The 17476-nt window shown below is 73.1% G+C and carries 9 protein-coding genes; 3 read left to right on the top strand and 6 right to left on the bottom strand.

Going from position 1 to position 17476, the window contains the following annotated elements; genetic code table 11:
* Positions 1-390 precede the first annotated feature (390 nt).
* Positions 391-2340 carry a glycosyltransferase gene (locus tag ACH4ZX_RS12925; protein WP_398271617.1) on the top strand — a complete coding sequence of 650 codons (1950 nt, stop codon included), beginning with the start codon at positions 391-393 and terminating at the stop codon, positions 2338-2340.
* Between the two features lie 19 nt (positions 2341-2359).
* On the opposite strand, the gene ACH4ZX_RS12930 is transcribed toward ACH4ZX_RS12925, so the two are convergent.
* The 5 genes from ACH4ZX_RS12930 to ACH4ZX_RS12950 all read right to left on the bottom strand — a co-directional run bounded on the left by ACH4ZX_RS12930 (position 2360) and on the right by ACH4ZX_RS12950 (position 12787).
* The gene (locus ACH4ZX_RS12930) at positions 2360-4219 is read right to left on the bottom strand and encodes a serine/threonine-protein kinase (RefSeq protein WP_398271619.1); all 1860 of its coding nucleotides are present in this window, start codon (positions 4217-4219) and stop codon (positions 2360-2362) included.
* A 122-nt stretch (positions 4220-4341) separates the two neighbouring features.
* Positions 4342-5988, bottom strand: a complete 1647-nt coding sequence (locus tag ACH4ZX_RS12935; protein WP_398271621.1) for a protein kinase — start codon at positions 5986-5988, stop codon at positions 4342-4344.
* Positions 5989-6060: 72 nt separating this feature from the next.
* The gene (locus tag ACH4ZX_RS12940) at positions 6061-7839 is read right to left on the bottom strand and encodes a protein kinase (RefSeq protein ID WP_398271852.1); all 1779 of its coding nucleotides are present in this window, start codon (positions 7837-7839) and stop codon (positions 6061-6063) included.
* Positions 7840-8001: 162 nt separating this feature from the next.
* Positions 8002-10608 carry a protein kinase gene (locus ACH4ZX_RS12945; RefSeq protein ID WP_398271623.1) on the bottom strand — a complete coding sequence of 869 codons (2607 nt, stop codon included), beginning with the start codon at positions 10606-10608 and terminating at the stop codon, positions 8002-8004.
* A 163-nt stretch (positions 10609-10771) separates the two neighbouring features.
* On the bottom strand, positions 10772-12787 hold the full coding sequence (locus tag ACH4ZX_RS12950; RefSeq protein ID WP_398271625.1) for a serine/threonine-protein kinase: 2016 nt from the start codon (positions 12785-12787) through the stop codon (positions 10772-10774).
* A gap of 242 nt (positions 12788-13029) precedes the next feature.
* Here ACH4ZX_RS12950 and ACH4ZX_RS12955 point away from each other — a divergent pair, with 242 nt between their 5' ends.
* Positions 13030-14073, top strand: coding sequence for a serine hydrolase domain-containing protein (locus ACH4ZX_RS12955; RefSeq protein ID WP_398271627.1), 1044 nt, complete (start codon positions 13030-13032; stop codon positions 14071-14073).
* Between the two features lie 77 nt (positions 14074-14150).
* Here the strand turns inward: ACH4ZX_RS12955 and ACH4ZX_RS12960 are convergent, their stop codons facing one another.
* Positions 14151-15857 carry a glycerol-3-phosphate dehydrogenase/oxidase gene (locus ACH4ZX_RS12960; RefSeq protein ID WP_398271629.1) on the bottom strand — a complete coding sequence of 569 codons (1707 nt, stop codon included), beginning with the start codon at positions 15855-15857 and terminating at the stop codon, positions 14151-14153.
* A 354-nt stretch (positions 15858-16211) separates the two neighbouring features.
* Here ACH4ZX_RS12960 and ACH4ZX_RS12965 point away from each other — a divergent pair, with 354 nt between their 5' ends.
* Entirely contained in the window at positions 16212-17420 is a 1209-nt protein-coding gene (locus tag ACH4ZX_RS12965) for a nucleotide sugar dehydrogenase (RefSeq protein WP_398271631.1), read from the top strand.
* Positions 17421-17476: the final 56 nt, after the last annotated feature.

Here is a 17476-nt window from a genome sequence, read left to right on the forward strand (position 1 = left end):
ATAATTGTGACCCGAATAAAGATCGTCAAGCCCCGCCAACGAACCGACTGCACATGGCAAACACACCCAGGATTAACCCACCTGATTCTTTTCGTTGCACAATGAACCGGAAGGTGTAATTCCAGAAAGAATGCAACATTATGTCCGCTTCACGGGTGGCCGAAAAACGCCGTTCACCTGCAACTTCACCAGTCGAGCACACCATGCGCTCGACAAGAGCATGGTAATTTCACAACCCCCTCAAGCTTCACAGGAACATTCTTTGAAGTCGGTGGAATTCTCGTGAGGCATCGAGCTCCAGCATGAAACGGGAGGATTTTTCAACACCAGATGGAGACCGCGACAATGCCTGGCCCCACCGTTTCGGTGATTATCGCCGCGTACAACGCAATGCCCTATCTGACGCAATCCATATCCTCAGCCGCCGAGCAATCCATCGGCCAGGAAAACCTTGAGATCATCGTCGTGGACGACGGCTCCACCGACGGCACGGCGGCCGAACTGGCACGGCTGACCGAGGTGTATCCAGGGTTGATGCAGGTCGTCCGCCAGGCGAACTCCGGCGGGCCCTCGGCCCCGCGCAATGCCGGGCTGGACCGGGCGCGCGGGGAGTTCGTGTTCTTCCTGGACGCCGACGACCACCTCGGCCCGGAAGCGCTGGAACGCATGGTCGCGATGTCGGTGGAGAACGGCACCGACATCGTGCTCGGCAAAATGGTGGGGATCGGCGGCCGAGACCTGCCGCAGTCGATGTTCAAGCGCAGCCAGCCGAAGACGGACGTCTTCACGTCTCGTGTCTACTGGGCGCTCAACCCGCTGAAGCTGTTCCGCCGGAAGCTGATCGAGAAGCATGGCCTGCGCTTCCCCACCGGTCTGCCCATCGGAGAAGACCAGCCGTTCGTGGCCCTCGCGTACCTCCACGCCTCCGGTATCTCCGTGGTCGCCGACTACGACTGCCTCTACTGCAACCTGCGGGAGGACGGCGGCAACACCACGGTGCGCAACGGCGGTTCCGAGCCGAGACTGCTTTTCCTGCCGCGCATGGTCGATCTGCTGCTGGAGCGCGTACCGCCTGGTCCGGGCCGCGACCACCTGGCGCACCGGCATCTCACGGTGGACGTCCAGCAACTGCTGAACGACCACCTTGTGCACGAGCCCCGCGAAGTGCAGGAGAAGGCCCTCGAACGGCTATCGGAGATCATCGCCCCGTTGTGGCACGACGGGATGAACGACCGTCTCTCGGCCATGGCCCGGCTGCGGCTGCACCTCGTACGGCACCGGATGCTCGACGAACTGCTGGAGGTCGTCGAGTTCGACAAGGAGATCTCCCGCAGCAAGGCGGCCACCCCCGTCCTGGTGGACGGCGGCCGCGCCTACGCCCGCTACCCCTACCTGCGCGACCCGGTCCGCGCCGTCCCCGACCTCTGCTACGACGTCACCGCTCAGCTCGGCACACGTCACCACGTCAGCCGGGCGGAATTACGCGGCACGGAGCTGCACTTGGCGGGCCACGCCTACCTTCACCGGGTGGTGACACAGGACGTCACCACGGAACTGATCCTGCGGGAGCGCGACACCGCGGCCGAGTACCGGCTTCCGGTCACGCACACCGCGACACCCGGGCTCGGCGCGGACGCGGACGAGGGCCGGTTCACCTACGACCTGGCCGGCTTCGAGGCGGCCGTCGACATCACCACGGCCGCCGACGGCGGGCCGCTCGGCGACGGCCTGTGGGACCTCTACCTCTCCGTGGGAGCCCAGGGGATCTCGAAGGAGGTACGCATCGGCGCGAAGCGGGCCGAGAGCGTCTCCGCCGGGCCCAGCACGCGCATCGTCGCCATCGGCGAGGAGCTGCGTTCCCTCACCCTCTATGCCACCAAGCCGTACGGCAACTTCACCCTGGACCTCGGTGAACGCAAGCACAAGGTGCTGCCCAGGCTGAGCCTCGACGGCATCGGCTGGGCGGCCGGAGTTCCCACCGAGCTGGAGTTCACCGGGCGGTGCGCTCTGGACGCGTATCCGGACGGCGCCCTGAGAGTCGTGCTCGACGACGGCCAGGGCGGCACCGTGAGCTTCGCCGCCCGGCACGTCGCCGACGACGGCCGGTTCGTCGTCCGAGTCCCCGTCCGGGATCTCCCCGCCGGCGTCTGGGGCGGCGAACTGCGCATCGGAGGGTGGGCGTTGCCCCTCACGCCGCTTCCCCGGGACCTGCCCCCGGCCACATGGCGCCGTCGCGCCCTGCCCTGGTACGCCGAACCGGTTCGGAACGCCAATGAACGGTTCGCGCTGCTGGTGGCGAGGGGCGGGCTGGTGGGGTGGCTCGCGGGGGCGGGCACATGATGCGGAGTGGGCCGGCGTCTCAGAGATTGTGGATCTTCCAGTTGGTGATCGCCTCGTCGGCGATCTTCCGGCCTTCCTGGGTGAAGTAGCCCTTGCCCGGGTAGTCGATCCAGATCCAGTACATGTCGCCGTTGCCGGCGCGGTAGTAGAGGGCCCGGGCCTGGCGGACGCGGGGGTGCGTGGGGTCCGTGGTCGTGTAGGTGATGAGGTTCTCCGCGGCCTTGCCGCCCCGGTACGTGGTTTCCCGCGGCTCCCCCTTCGGCACGGGGTCGGAGGCGATGTCCCAGCCGTACTCGCCGTCCTTGAGGTTCGCCCAGTCCGCGAACGCCTTCTCCGACGCGGACGCGGGAACCCCGTTGTCCTTGTCGTCGGCCTTGACGTCGCGGTTGACGTAGATGCGCACCGCTCCGCTGGGGTCGCTGAACTGCGCGTCCGTGCCGTCGGACCCGGAGAGGTCGTCCGCGACGAACGAGGCGGGCACACCGACGGTCATCCCCACCTTCGAGCCGAGGTCGTGCGTCTTCCAGCCCTCCGGCAGCGTCCCCGCGAACGGATCCGCGATCAGCAGGTACGCCGCCACCGCGGCCGCGACGATCCCCGCCCCGAGCCCGAGCCACGCCCTGCGGCCCAGCCGGAGACCGCCGCGCACCACCCGCACGGCCTGGGTGGGCGGCGGCGCGGGCGGGTCGGCGGCCTCCCGCAGCAGCGCCCGCACCCGGTCCGCGCCGGGCCTGCGCGCCGGGTCCTTCTGCAGCAGGCCGTTGATGGCCTCGGCGAGCGGGCCCGACGCCGAGGCGGGCGGCGCGGGGGTGGCGTTCAGGACGGACTGCAGGGTGGCCGGCGTGTTGCTGCGGCGGAACGGCGAGACGCCCTCCGTCGCCGCGTACAGCACCACGCCCAGCGACCACAGGTCGGAGGCCGGGCCGGGGCGCTGGCCCAGCACCCGTTCCGGGGCGATGTACTCGGGCGAGCCGACGAAGCCGCCGGTGTCCGTCAGGTTGGTCTCGCCCTCGATCTGCGCGATGCCGAAGTCGGTCAGCACCACCCGGCCGTGACGGCCCAGCAACACGTTGTCCGGCTTGACGTCCCGGTGCAGGATGCCCGCGGCGTGCGCGGCCTCCAGCGCACCGAGCACCTCCAGGCCGACGCGGGCCGCCTCGCGCGCGTCCAGCGTGCCCTCCTGCAGGGCGCTGCCGAGCGAACGGCCCTGCACCAGCTCCATGACGATCCACGGCTGCCCGTCGACCACGGCCACGTCGTGGACGTTGACCACCGCGGGGTGGTCGAGACGGGCGGCGGCGCGTGCCTCGCGGCGCATCCGCTCGAAGGCGTTGGCGCGTTCGCGCTCGGGAAGGTGGTCGGGGACGCGGGGCTCCTTGACGGCGACCTCGCGGTCGACCGTCTCGTCCTTGGCGTGCCACACGGTGCCCATGCCGCCGTGCCCGAGCTTGCTCAACAGCCGGTAGCGACCGGCGATCAGCCGCCCGGCGCCCGGGTCCTGCGGGGACTGCGGGGCCTGTGCGGACTGGGCAGCATGGGCAGGATGGGCAGGATGGGCAGACTGCGCGGCATGGGCGGGCTGGGCGGCATGGGCGGACTGCGCCTGCGGCGGGACGATCCGGGTGGGCGCCGGGTGCGGGCTGGCGTGCCGGTCCGGGTGCGGGCTCGCGTACTGGTCCGCGTGCCGGTCCGCGTGCCGGTCCGCGTGCGGGTCCGGGTGCCGGTCCGCGTGCGGGTCCGCGTGCGGGTCCGGGTGCCGGTCCGCGTGCGGGTCCGGGTGCGGGTCCGGGTGCGGGTTCGCATGTGGCTGCTTCGGCGGTTGCAGTACAAAACTCGTCGTGTCGTCGGACTCACGACCGGGGCCCCCGTTGCTGCTCATGCGTCCATCCATATCGCGCCGCGCGGCCTCGCATCCACACCGACGGCCCACCGGTCACAGACCCGTGACTTTCCGGGCGCGCCCCTGTCCCGGCACGCCTCCGTCCGGCCGCACGAACGCGGTCAGGTACGCGTGAACGTGTCGACGGCGACGTCGAAGTACTCCTTCGCCTCCCGCACTTTGCCGACCGGCGCCGACACCCACACGTCGTACAACCGCCCGTCCTCCTCCCAGCACAGGTCGTAGGTGTGCCGGGCGCCTTCCGCCTGCGTGAAGCCGTTCCAGGTGAACTCCCAGAACGCGGCCGGGTGTCCGTGGTGCCGGGTCTCGCTGACCCGGCCGTCGCGGTAACCGGGGTTGTTCTCGGGGCCGTCGGCGGCCGCGCGGCGCATCACCGCCGTGGGGCCGCCCGGTTCGGGAGCGGCGACCCGCACGCCGATGCGGAAGGTGTCGCCGGGCGACCTGTAGAAGATCCGTTCCCCCTGCGGACTGCGGGTGAAGCCCTCCGGCACGGCGAGGGCGAAGCCGTCCGGGTCGTCGGCGAGGCGGTAGCCGGAAGGGGCCGACGGGAGCGTGCGGTCGGCGCGGGAGGCGGTGGCCGCCGGGGTGCCCGGCGACGCCGACGCGCTCGCGGAGGTCCTCGGCGACTCGCCGGCCGAAGTCCCCCGTGACGCGCCGGCCGACGTCCCGGGCGCCGGGCTCACCGGCGTACGGCCGCCGCCGTCGCCGCCGTCCGTCAGCAGCGCCGCCGCGGACACGCCCGCCCCGGCCATCGCGGCGACCAGCAGCGCGGCGACCAGCACGCCCCGCTTCGAGGTCCTGGTCTGTGCGGTGGAGGACGACGGCGCGGGCGGGTGGAGGACGTGGGGCCGGGTGTGGGTGTGGCCGCGGGAGGACTGCGGGGTGTGGCCGGGCGGGAGCCGCGGGGTGCGGCCGGTGTCATGGAACTCGCGCAGCATCCGCTCCGCCCGGTCCGCGTCCAGCCGCCGGCCGGGGTCGCGTTCCAGCAGGCCGCGTACAACGGGCAGCAGCGGCTCGGCCTGCGGGGGCGGGCGGATCTCGTCGAACACGACCGCGTGCAGGATGCCGCCCAACGAGTCGCGCCGGAACGGCGACCTGCCGCTCAGCGCCGTGCACAGCAGTGCGCCCAGCGACCACAGGTCGGACGCCGGCCCGGTGCCGGCCCCGGACATCCGCTCCGGCGCCGTGTACTCCGGCGAGCCGACGAAGGAGCCCGTCTCGGTGAGGGTGGTGGCCCCCGCGACCTGGGCGATGCCGAAGTCGGTGAGGACGACCCGGTCGGTGCCGGACTCCAGCAGGACGTTGGCGGGCTTGACGTCCCGGTGCAGCACACCGGCCTCGTGCGCGGTGCGCAACGCGCTCAGCAGGTCGGCGCCGATGCGCGCGACCTCGGCGGCGTCGAGCGGCCCGTGCGCGGAGATGCGGTCGGCCAGCGAGCCGCCGTCGATCAACTCCATGACCAGGTAGGGGCGTTCGTCCTCCTCGACGACGTCGTGGACGACGACGATGTGCGGATGGCGCAACTGGGCCACGGCGCGCGCCTCGCGCAGGGTGCGGTCGCGCTGGCGGCGGACCTCCTCGGCGGAGAGCGTCTCGTCGAGATCGAGGGGTATCTCCTTGACCGCCACCTGCCGGCCGAGCAACTGGTCGGTCGCCCGCCACACCACGCCCATGCCGCCGCGTCCGAGCCTGGCCTCGAGCCGGTAACGGCCCGCGATCACGCGGACGCCTTCCCCCTCGGTCCCCATGCGCCCCATCATGCCGCACCGGACGGACCGGCTCCGGGACGCCGACCGGCCAACTCCGTCAGTTCGGCCGGATCAGGGCGTCTGTTCCTGCCAGCCCCGCAGCACCGCCGTGAACTGCTTGCTCGTGCGCGCCCAGTCCGCCGCCGGCGAGGACATGTAGAGCACGTGCTCGGTGCCGTTCCGGGACATGTACGCCTCCTCGACGGCGCGCCGCGGGCCGGGGAACGGCGTGTCCTTGGGCTGCGCGGTCCAGGTGTACTCCCAGATGGAGCCGCTGCGGTCGCGGTAGACGTTCTGCTGGAGCCGTATGACGTTGTAGTCGACCAGCCGCTGCAGTTGCTGCTCGAGGTCGGACTGGTGCGCGTAGGCGTCGTTGAAGTCGGGCGAGGTGTCGACGGCGATGCGGAGGAAGTGCTCGCCGCCGTCGGGCGTGTAGTCGACCTGTCTCAGGCCGGGGTCGGCCTGACTCGGGTCGCCGTCGGATTCGACGACCTGCCGATTCCAGCCGGGGGGCAGGTAGACGCTGAAACCCCACGGGTCGTCGTAGCGCTTCCACGTGGCGGGAACGATTCCCCCGGGCTGCCCGGTGAGCGTGCTCGTCGCGGTCGGGGAGGGGGTGGGCGTCGGCGACGTGGTTCCCCCGGCTGTGCCGCCCTGCCGTCCCGCCTCCCACTTCTGCAGCGCCACGACGGTGCCCGCGCCGACGATCGCGGCCAGGGCCAGCGCGAGCGCGAAGGTGCGCAGGCGCAGGCGCCGGCGTTCGGGCGGCGTGGGCGTGCGGTGCGCGGGCCCGGGCGGCGTGGGTCCGGCCGCGGTGGGTCCGCTGGCCGTGAGTCCGCCGGCCGTGAGTCCGCTGGCCGTGGGTCCGGCCGTCGGGGGTCGGACGGCCGTCGGGGGTCGGACGGCCGTCGGTCCGGTGGCCTGGGGGTACGGCGTGGCGGTGGCCGGGTGCGGCACGGTGCGCGGCTCCGGCGCGCGGCGGACGGGTCCGGCCTGTGTGGCCTGCGTGGGCACGAACGCCTGCGCCACGTCGGGCCGGCGCCCCTCGGCGGCCTCGGCGAGCATCTGCTCGGCCGCGTCGGCGCCGGGGCGCGCGGCGGGGTCCTTGTGCAGCAGCGCGGCGATGACGGGCCCGAGCGGGCCGGCGTGCTGCGGCTCGTCGGCCGCCTCCTCGACGACCGCCTGCATGGTGGACAGCGGCGAGGTGCGCCGGAACGGCGACCTGCCCTCGACGGCCGTGTAGAGCGTGGCGCCGAGCGCCCACAGGTCGGAGGACGGACCGGGATCGTGTCCGCGGACGCGCTCGGGGGCGAGGTAGTCGACCGAGCCGACGACCTCCCCGGTGCGCGTGATGGTGGTGTCGCCCTCGATCTGGGCTATGCCGAAGTCGGTGAGCAGGACGCGCCCGTCGTGCCCGAGGAGGACGTTGCCGGGCTTGACGTCGCGGTGCAGGACGCCGGCGGCGTGCGCGGCGCGCAGCGCGCGCAGCACCCAGAGGCCGATGCGGGCGGCCTCGGTGGGCTCGAACCGGCCGTGCTGCCGGACCGCCTCGGCCAGCGAGTGCCCCTCGACCAGCTCCATCACGATCCACGGGCGGCCGTCGTGCTCGAGCACGTCGTGCACGGTGACGACGGCGGAGTGGTTGATCCGCGCGGCGGCGCGGGCCTCGGCCCGGGTGCGGGCGAGCAGGCGCTCCCGGTCGCTTTCGGAGACGTAGAGCGCGGCCGTCAGCTCCTTGATCGCGACGGCCCGGTGCAGCACCTCATCGTGGGCACGCCACACGCGGCCCATGCCGCCGGTACCGATCGAGTCGGCGAGCCGGTAGCGGCCCGCGACGAGCTGGCCCTGCATCTGATTCACGTGCCCCCGCAATGGTCTTGACAGGGTCAGAGTAAGGACCGGTCCGCGTCGCGGGAAGCGGCGGCACGCCACGGAGACCGCACTGTGACGGTTGTCGCTCCCGGCTTCGGAACGCAACCGTTCGGGCCCGTCACGGACCGTCGGGGGGCGGGGTCAGCGGGTGACCCGGTACGTGGCCGACGCCTGCTCGAACAGCCGCGTCACCTCGTCCCGTTCCGACTCCGGTCCGCGTACCTGTACGACGTGGTAGCGGCCGTTCACCAGGATCGCGAGGTTGCGTACGAAGAGGTCGTGCCCCGCGTCGTCCGTCCAGGTGAACTGCCCTTCGGCCATGGTCCGTCCGCCCACCTCGATGGTCCGCAGACCGGTGGCGGTGGCCCAGCTGGAGCTGCGGTAGGGCTGCAACTCGTGTTCCTTGTCCCGCTGGTAGGCCATCGGATCGCTGCCGTAGGTGACCGCGCCGTCCCGGCCGGGCACGACGATGAGCTCGAAGTCGCCGTGCGCGTAGACCACCTGGTTCCAGTTGTTCTTGGGCGTGCGGGACCAGCCCTTGGCCACGGCGACCTGGAAGCCCTCCGGGTCCGTGCGCAGGGTGAAGCCGTCGGCGACGTCGGGGCCGGTGGTCTGCGTCTCGGTGGCGGCGGCCGACTTCGAAGCGCTGGGCTCGGACCCGGGCGAGGTCTGGTCGGGCCGCGGCTCGCTGCTCGCGCTGTCCGACTGCTCGGGCGCCGGGCCGGCTTGGCCCGCCACCCCGGTGCGGTCGCCGCTCGCCGCGCCGTGGTCGCCGGCCTTCGGCATGAACATCACGGCGTAGGCGACCGCCCCGGCCAGCAGGAGCAGGATCAGCACCAGCAGGGTGCGGCCGAGCCGGCGCGGCGAACGCGCCTCCTGCCGGGACCGCTTGTGCCGCCCGTGCGGAGTGGTCGCGGGCAGTCCGGCGCGCCGTCTGCGCACCAGCTCGCCCCGCCGCCGCACGACGGGGAGCCGGCTGACGTCGACGGGCGGCGCCGGGACGACATGGGTGCCGGCGTCCGGTTCGGGCGCGGACCGCACCAGCGACCGCAGCCAGCCCCCCAGTTCCTCGAAGTCCAGGCGCTCGGTCGGGTCCTGGCGCAGCAACGACTCCACGACCGGCCTGAGCGGCCCGCACTCCTCGGCGAAGGCGGGCGGCTCGGCGCACACCATCTGCACCAGTTCGGCCGTCGACTCCTCCGGGTACGGCGCGTGCCCCTGCACGGCTCTGAACAGGAGCGCACCGAGCGCCCACAGGTCGGTCATGGGCCCGATGGGCGGTGCGAGCTGCCAGTTCTCGTGCACGGGCCCGGCCTGCTCCGGCGCCCACCGCTCGGTCACCGGACCCACGACCGCCATCCGCGCCTGCCGCGCCCGTTCGGCGGCGAGTGCGGTGGCCGGACCGCGGTGGCGGACGGGGGTGCCGGCCACCAGGTCGTCCCAGCGGCCCGTCGGCTGGGCGGCGGGGGCCGCGTGGCTGTCAGGGGTTCCGGAGGGGCCTGCGGCGTCAGGGGTGCCGGGGGCGCCAGGGGGGTGGCCCGCCGACGTGCCGACGGCCGGGGGGAGTGCCCCTGCCGCCGCGCCGGGGCCCGCCGTGGTGCGGGGCGACGCGCCGTGCCAGGGCTTGCCGCCCACGCCGTAGGGGTCGGCTATCCGGCCCGGAGGTGTCGTGGTGCCGGGCTGTTGTGCCGGGTTGCCCTCCTGGGTCACCGCGCCGCTCTCGGAGGCGGGGCGGGAGCTGGGCAGAGCCGCCCGTCCGGCCTGCTGCGCCTCCTGGACGCGGGCCGCCGCCCGGGCGCCCGCCCGGTAGGCGGCGATGGCCCCGGCACGGGCGGCCCTGATGTCCCCGCCCGCTTCGAGGGCGCCGCGCGCGAGGGCGCCCGAGGCGCCGTTCGCCGTGCCGCCACCGGCCGCGGTCGTGGCCGCGGGCAGTCCGTCGGCGGCCCGTGCCTCGATCGCGGCCCGCCGCGCGGCCTCCGGATCCCCGGCGAACGCCCCGCCCGGGCCGCCGGGACCATCGGGACCACTGGGACCAGCGGGACCTCGGGAACCCCCGGGGCCGCCGTGGCCTCCGGCAGCCCCCGCGCCGCCGGGCTGCGCCGCGCCCGGCCCGGTGTGCTCGTCGCCGTCCGGCTCGGGCACCGGGTCGTAGCCGCACAGCGCCTCCTCGGCGGCGCCCACCGCGAGCCCGGTCAGCATGACCCGGCCGTCGTCGCAGACGAGTACGGTCCGGGCGGTGATGTTCCGGTGCACCCAGCCGTGGGCGTGCAGCACCCGCAACGCCATGAGGACGTCGGAGGCGACCTCGGCCGCCCGGTACGGCGTCAGCGGCTTCTCGGCGAGCAGGGCGGCGAGCGGCCGCGCGGCCACCAGCTCGCTGACGATCCACAGCGAACCGCCCTCGGCGAACACGTCGAAGACCTGGTCCAGCCGTGGGTGGTCGGGGATCCGGGCGGCGGCCTGCGCGGCCTCGACCGCCCGCCGTACGGCCGGATCGGTGGGCCGCCGCGTTCCGCCGCGGCCCGGGGCGCGCCGCGCCCCGCGGTCACGCGCCGTGAAACCGTCGGGCAGCCCCTCCGCGTCGAGCACCTCCGCCTCGACGATCTCCGGCAACGGGACCTGCCGGACGAGGACTTCCTGCCCGCTGTAGGTGTCGAAGGCCCGGGTCTCGGTGAGTTCGTACTCGTCCGAGGGCGGTAGCGGCAGACGGTAACGGTCGGCGAGAACCCGTCCCGCGTAGTCGTCCACGTTGCCTCCCCCGGCCGTCCGGTTGGTCAGATCCGTTCGCCTCGCGTCCCGTTCCGTGACTCCGCCCGGCTGCGTACGGTCCGCAAGCCTTCACGATACGTGCCGGAGGCAACCCGCAGAGAGGGGATGTCAGATCTCGCGCCCCGAACACGGGACCCGAGTGTTACGACTTGGGTTCGAACGTCTTCGCGAGGGTCTTCCAGGTGTCCTTACGGAGGCCGGTGTCCCACTTCGCGGCTTTCGCCGTGTACATCAGCGCATGCCCGAGATGGTCGTTGACCACGAACCCCCGGTCGATGGACCGGTACTTCGTCCCGCTCTCCTGATAGGTGAATTCCCAGTCGGCCGTGTTCCAGCCGCGGTAGTCCACCTTCTCTATGCGGATCCTGTGGTACTGAGAGCGCGTCATGTAGCGCTCCTGGTTCTTCCAGTCGGCCACCGGGTCGCTCTTGGGCGTGGACGTCCAGGCGATGAGGAGCTTCTGCCCGTCGGGCCCGGTGAACCGGTCCCCCGCGGCACCCGTCGACTGGTACTTCCAGCCTTTGGGCAGCCCGATCGAGTACCCCTGGCTTCCGTGGTACGTCGACTCGGCCGCGCCGCCGTCACCGGACGAACCGCCGGTGGCCGCGCCGCCCGTGCCCGCACCGCTCGACTTGGACGCGCTCGCGCCGGAGTCGCCGGACGTCGGGGACGCCGACGCGGAGGAGGGCGTCGCGGACCCGTCCGTACGGGTCCCGTCGCCCTTGTCCTCCTTGGTGCCGGGGCCGGAGCTCGCGCTCGCGGCGGTCTTGCCCGCGCCGTTCCCGGCGTCCTGCGAGCCCTTGTCGTCGTCCCCGCCGAGGGTGAAGGCCAGCACGGTGCCGAGCACGGCGAGCGCCACGGCCACCGCGAGGATGACCAGCGTCCGCCTCGGCACCACGTCGGTGAGCGGCGCCCGGGGCGCCGGCCGCGGCGGCAGATCCGGCGGGGTCATCACGGGCCAGCCCGAACTCTGCCCGCCGGAGCGCGTGTTGTCCCCCTGCGCCGCCGCGCTCGGTCCCCCCTGTGAGGCCGCCGCGGCGGACGGGGCCGCAGTCGCCGAAGCGGCCGGGGAGGGCTTCACGGCGGCCGGCGACGCCGAGGCGGCCGGTGCTCCCTCGTCCGCGGTGCCGCCCTCCCGCTTGGCGCGGGTCTTGGCGGCGGCACCGGCCGCCCCGGTGACCAGGCCGGCCTTCCGCACCGAACGCAGCGCCCCGCGGCGCTGGTCGGGCTGCTCGGGCAGCGGCACGACCTTCGTCGCGTCGGCCGGCTCGGACGGGTCCGCCTCCGGGTCGGGCGCGTGGATGACGGCGTTCAGCATCGCCCGCGCACCCGCGTCGTCGAGCCGCTGCGCGGGGTCCTTGGTGAGCAGGCCGTAGATGACGTCCCGCAGTGGCCCGGCGTTCTTCGGTTCCTCCAGCGGCTCGGTCATCACCGCGGTGAGGGTCGCGATCGCGGAGCCCTTGTCGTACGGCGGGATGCCCTCGACCGCCGCGTACAGCAGCCCGCCGAGCGACCACAGGTCGGCCGCGGGACCCGGCTTGTGCCCGCGGGCGCGCTCCGGGGAGATGTAGGAGGGCGCGCCGACGAGCATGCCCGTCGAGGTGATGGACGGGTCGCCCTCGACCTGGGCGATGCCGAAGTCGGTGAGCACGACCCGGTCGGTCCCGGACTCCAGCAGCACGTTGGACGGCTTGACGTCGCGGTGCAGGATGCCTTCGCGGTGCGCCGACCTGAGCACGTCGAGGACGGCGAGGCCGACCTCGGCGGCCCGCTTCGGCTCCAGCAGGCCGTCCTCCCGGATGACCTCGGCGAGCGACTTGCCCTCGACGAGTTCCATCACGATCCACGGCCGGTCGTCCTCGTCGACCACGTCGAAGACCGTCACGGCGCTGTTGTTGCGGATCCGCGCGATCGCCTTCGCCTCGCGCAGCGTGCGCGTGATGAGGCGGCGCTTCTCCTCCTCGTCGATGTTCGCCGGGAACCGCAGTTCCTTGACGGCGACCGTCCGGCCCAGGGTCTCGTCCTCGGCGCGCCACACCGTGCCCATGCCGCCGCGGCCGAGCACCTTTCCCAGCCGGTACCGCCCGGCGAGAAGACGCTCGCTGTTGTCCTGACGAGTGTCCTGACGGGATGTGCCCGCCCGCTCCGCCTCCGACATGCGTCCCCTCATGCAACCCGCCCTGACAGAGCCTCCATTGTCCCTCACCCGACAAGTGCCCGGCGCCCAGGGTGCTTATGGCGCCCTGTCGGCCCTGGCGCACCCGGCCCGCATGGTTCCGGACACTCGGTGCACCCGGCTCCGGACGTCCCCCGCGCCCCGGCCGACGCGGGCCCGGACCCGGTGAAGTGCCATTTCAGCCACCCTGGATGATGGGCCGCGACAAGGGAAGGACCCCTGCGATGCCACCGATTCGGACACTACTGGCCGTACCTGTGGCCGTCGCCCTGCTCGCCCTGGCCCCGACCGCCTCCTCCGCACCTTCGGTACCGGCGACGGACGCCGTCCTCCCGCTGCTGGTCACCCGGGGCGGAGCCCCCGCCGCGGCCCTGCTCGCCCACGAGGAGACCGGTACCCGCTACGACGGGGTCGGCCGGGGCATCGCCCGCGCCGACCACTTCCGCGCCGGCAGCATCACCAAGACGTTCCTCGCGACGGTCGTCCTGCAACTGGCCGCGCAGCACCGGCTGTCCCTGTCCGACACCGTGGAGCGGCACCTGCCGGGCGTGGTGCGCGGAGCGGGCAACGACGGCCGCGCGCTGACCCTGCGCGCCCTGCTCACCCACACCAGCGGCCTGTACGACTTCACCCGGGACACCGGGGGCGTCGTCCCCGTCTCCCCGCGTCAGGCATTGCACATGGCGCTCACCCATCCCCCGGCCGATCGCGGCCGCTTCGCCTACTCCAACACCAACTACGTCCTGCTCGGCCTGGTCGTCGAGCGGGTCACCGGCCGCTCCTACGCCGCCGAGGCCGAACGCCGGATCATCGCTCCGCTGGGCCTGACCGGCACCTCCTTTCCCGGTTCCCGAGCCACTCTTCCCTCCCCGCACGGCCGTGCCTACGACGCCGACGGGACCGACGTCACCGACCTCGACCCGCGAGTGGCCGGCGCCGCGGGCGAGTTGGTGACCACGCTCGCCGACCTGGACCGCTTCTACGCGGCGCTGCTCGGCGGCGAGCTGCTGCCGGCGCACGCCCTGCACGAGATGCTCGACACCCGTGCCGCACACGGCGCGTACGGCATGGGTCTGTTCCCCGCGAGGCTGCCGTGCGGCGTCACGGTGTGGGGGCACAACGGGCGCATCACCGGCAGCTACGTGCGCACCGCGGCCACCGTCGACGGCCGTCGCGTCCTCACCTTCCGCGCGAACACGACGTCGATCGCGGATCCCGGCCTGGAGCTCCGCCTGCTCGCCGCCGAGTTCTGTCCTCGCACCCCGTAGAACGACCGGGCCCCGAACGGAGATCCCACCTCGCGCCACTCGTTCGAGTGAAGCCCCGCCCGTCACTCCGCCCGCCGTCACAACGGCACGATGTCCGGCGCCCCCAGCCGCGCCGCGTCCGCCGTCAGGTCGTCCGGCTGCCGCTGCGACTCCCGCTCGGCCTCCACCCGCTTCTCGTAGTGCTCGACCTCGCGTTCGACGTGGTCCTTGTCCCAGCCGAGCACCGGCGCCATCAGTTCGGCGGCCTCACGGGCGCAGCGCGTGCCCCGGTCGAACGTCTCTATCGAGATGCGGGTGCGCCGGGTCAGCACGTCGTCCAGGTGCCGGGCGCCCTCGTGCGAGGCGGCGTACACGACCTCGGCGCGCAGGTAGTCGTCGGCGCCCTGCAGGGGCCGGCCCAGGGAGGCGTCGGCGGCGACGAGGTCGAAGACCTCCTCCGCCATGGCGCCGAACCGGTTCAACAGGTGCTCCACGCGCGCCACGTGCAGGCCGGTCCGGGCGGCGGTCCGCGCCCGCGCGTTCCACAGCGCCCGGTAGCCCTCCGCCCCCAGCAGCGGGACGTCCTCCGTCACGCTCTCGGCGACCCGCAGGTCGAGGCCGTGCACCGCCGCGTCCACCGCGTCCTTGGCCATCACCCGGTAGGTGGTGTACTTGCCGCCGGCCACCACCACCAGCCCCGGCACCGGGTGCGCCACGGTGTGCTCCCGCGACAGCTTGCTGGTGGCCTCCGACTCGCCCGCGAGCAGCGGGCGCAGGCCGGCGTACACGCCCTCCACGTCGTCCCGCGTGAGCGGTACCGCGAGCACCGAGTTGACGCGCTCCAGCAGGTAGTCGATGTCCGCGCTGGACGCGGCCGGGTGCGCCTTGTCGAGGTCCCAGTCGGTGTCCGTGGTGCCGATGATCCAGTGCCGGCCCCACGGGATGACGAACAGCACCGACTTCTCGGTGCGCAGGATCAGCCCGGTCGAGGAGTGGATGCGGTCCTTGGGCACGACGAGGTGGATGCCCTTGGAGGCCCGGACGTGGAACTGGCCGCGCTCCCCCACCATGGCCTGTGTGTCGTCGGTCCACACGCCCGTGGCGTTGACTATCTGCTGCGCGCGCACCTCGTACTCGCCGCCCGCCTCGACGTCCAGCACGCGCGCGCCGACGACCCGTTCGCCCTCGCGCAGGAAGCCCGTCACGCGGGCGCGGTTGGCAACCTTCGCGCCGTACGACGCGGCGGTGCGCACCAGCGTCGTCACGAAGCGGGCGTCGTCGACCTGGGCGTCGTAGTACTGCAGCGCCCCGACGAGGGCGGACGCCTTCAGCGCCGGTGCCACCCGGAGGGCGTGACGGCGACTCAGGTGACGGTGCATCGGCAGACCCCGGTCATGACCGCGGGTCATCGACATGGCGTCGTAGAGCGCGACGCCCGACCCGGCGTACAGGCGCTCCCAGCCCTGGCGTTGCAGGGGATACAGGAACGGCACCGGCTTCACCAGGTGCGGGGCGAGCCGCTCCAGCAGCAGTCCGCGTTCCTTCAGCGCCTCGCGGACGAGCGTGAAGTCGAGCATCTCCAGGTAGCGCAGGCCGCCGTGGATCAGCTTGCTGGACCTGCTGGAGGTGCCCGACGCCCAGTCGCGCGCCTCGACCAGGCCCGTGGACAGGCCCCGTGTCACGGCGTCCAGGGCGGTGCCCGCGCCGACCACGCCGCCGCCCACCACCAGCACGTCCAGTTCTCGCTCGGTCATCGCCGCCAGTGACTCGGCGCGCTGTGCCGGTCCCAGAGTCGCTGTCCTCACCGCTGCCTCCCGCTCTCCCGCTATCGGTCGTGCAGGCCGCACCCGGTGGGCGAAGCCCGGTTCCTTACCCTCATGCCCAAATTCTGACCGGCTCGCCCGGCTTCAGCCACCACTCGCCCCAGCCTGTGGACAACCGCTCACCCCCAGTCTGTGGACAACCACTCGTCCGCCGGTTTGTGGACAACAACTCGCCCCCCGGCCCGTGGACAGCGTCCACGGCCCGCCGGAAAACACAGACGATCAATGCCGCATATCGGTCATATTTACTCCTAGTCTGACATTGCGCTCGCCCGTTCTGTCCTCAGGGCTTGCGCGCCTGCCCCGCGTCGGTTACTGGGAAGGACGGCCCACGCCATGCCCGCAGATCTCGCCGTCATCGGACTCGGCCCCTACGGCCTGCCCCTGGCCCAGGCGGCCGTCGCCGCCGGCATCCCCACACTCGGTTACCGCACCGGACCCGAAGCCGGCTCCCTCAGCCCCGCCGAGCTGCGGCGGATGCTCGCGGGGGGCTTCCGGCACGCCTCCGGCCCCGCCGAACTGGGTCGCGTCCGCACCGCCGTCATCTGCGCGCCGACCCCGCGCGGCGCGGACGGCGGGCTCGACCTCGGCCAGGTCGAGGCGGCGGCCCGGGTGCTGGCGGCGCGCCTGCGCCCGCACACCACCGTGATCCTGGAGTCGCCCGTGCCCCCCGGCACCACCGAGGACTTCCTGCGCCCGCTCCTCGAAGAGGGCTCCGGGCTGTGCGCCGGCCGCGACTTCCACCTCGCCTATTCACCCACCCGGGTGGATCCCGGCAACCGCGACCACACCCCGGCCAACACCCCCAAGGTGATCGGCGGCCTGACCCCCGCCTGCACCGAGTCGGCCGCCGCCTTCTACGGCCGCCTCACCGACAAGGTGGTACGCGCGCGTGGCCCCCGCGAGGCGGAGACCGTGCAGCTGCTGGAGACCAACTTCCGGCACGTCAACATCGCCCTGGTCAACGAGATGGCCGTGCTCTGCCACGACCTGGGCGTCGACCTGTGGGACGTCGTGCGCTGCGCGGAGACCAAGCCGTTCGGCTTCCACACCTTCCGACCCGGGCCCGGCGTCGGCGGCCACGCCGTCCCGCAGGACCTGGCCGGGCACGCGGGCCGCACCCTGCGCATGGTCGAACTCGCCCAGCAGGTCAACACCCAGATGCCCCGTTACGTCGTCCAGCGCGCCGCCGCCCTCCTCAACGAGCACGGCAAGTCGGCCCGGGGCGCGCGGGTGCTGCTGCTGGGCGTCACCTACAAGCCCGACCTCGCCGACCAGCAGGCCACCCCCGCCCGGGAGGTCGCCGTGCGCCTGATGGAGCTCGGCGCCCTCGTCAGCTACCACGACCCGCACGTCCCGTCCTGGAACGTCCTCGACCGCCCGGTCCCGCGCGCGGACTCGCTCTACGAGGCCGCGGCCGACGCCGACCTGACGATCCTGCTCCAGCAGCACCGCACGTACGACCTCCAGGGCCTGTCGGTGAAGGCGCAGCTGCTGCTGGACACGCGGGGGGCGACGCCCACGGGGGCGGCGCACCGGTTGTGAGGGGGGCGCGCGCGGACGGCCGCGCGTCCGGGGCCGCTGGCATGCCGGTCACCGCG

The organism is Streptomyces sp. NPDC020490 (assembly GCF_044335305.1).
Lineage (GTDB): Bacteria > Actinomycetota > Actinomycetes > Streptomycetales > Streptomycetaceae > Streptomyces.

Excerpts from the sequence above, each read along its gene's own strand:
- ACH4ZX_RS12940 (WP_398271852.1), bottom strand. The coding sequence starts at position 7,839 with ATGCAGGGCCAGCTCGTCGCGGGCCGCTACCGGCTCGCCGACTCGATC.
- ACH4ZX_RS12965 (WP_398271631.1), top strand. The coding sequence starts at position 16,212 with ATGCCCGCAGATCTCGCCGTCATCGGACTCGGCCCCTACGGCCTGCCC.
- ACH4ZX_RS12925 (WP_398271617.1), top strand. The coding sequence starts at position 391 with ATGCCCTATCTGACGCAATCCATATCCTCAGCCGCCGAGCAATCCATC.
- ACH4ZX_RS12955 (WP_398271627.1), top strand. The coding sequence starts at position 13,030 with ATGCCACCGATTCGGACACTACTGGCCGTACCTGTGGCCGTCGCCCTG.
- ACH4ZX_RS12950 (WP_398271625.1), bottom strand. The coding sequence starts at position 12,787 with ATGTCGGAGGCGGAGCGGGCGGGCACATCCCGTCAGGACACTCGTCAG.
- ACH4ZX_RS12935 (WP_398271621.1), bottom strand. The coding sequence starts at position 5,988 with ATGGGGACCGAGGGGGAAGGCGTCCGCGTGATCGCGGGCCGTTACCGG.
- ACH4ZX_RS12930 (WP_398271619.1), bottom strand. The coding sequence starts at position 4,219 with ATGAGCAGCAACGGGGGCCCCGGTCGTGAGTCCGACGACACGACGAGT.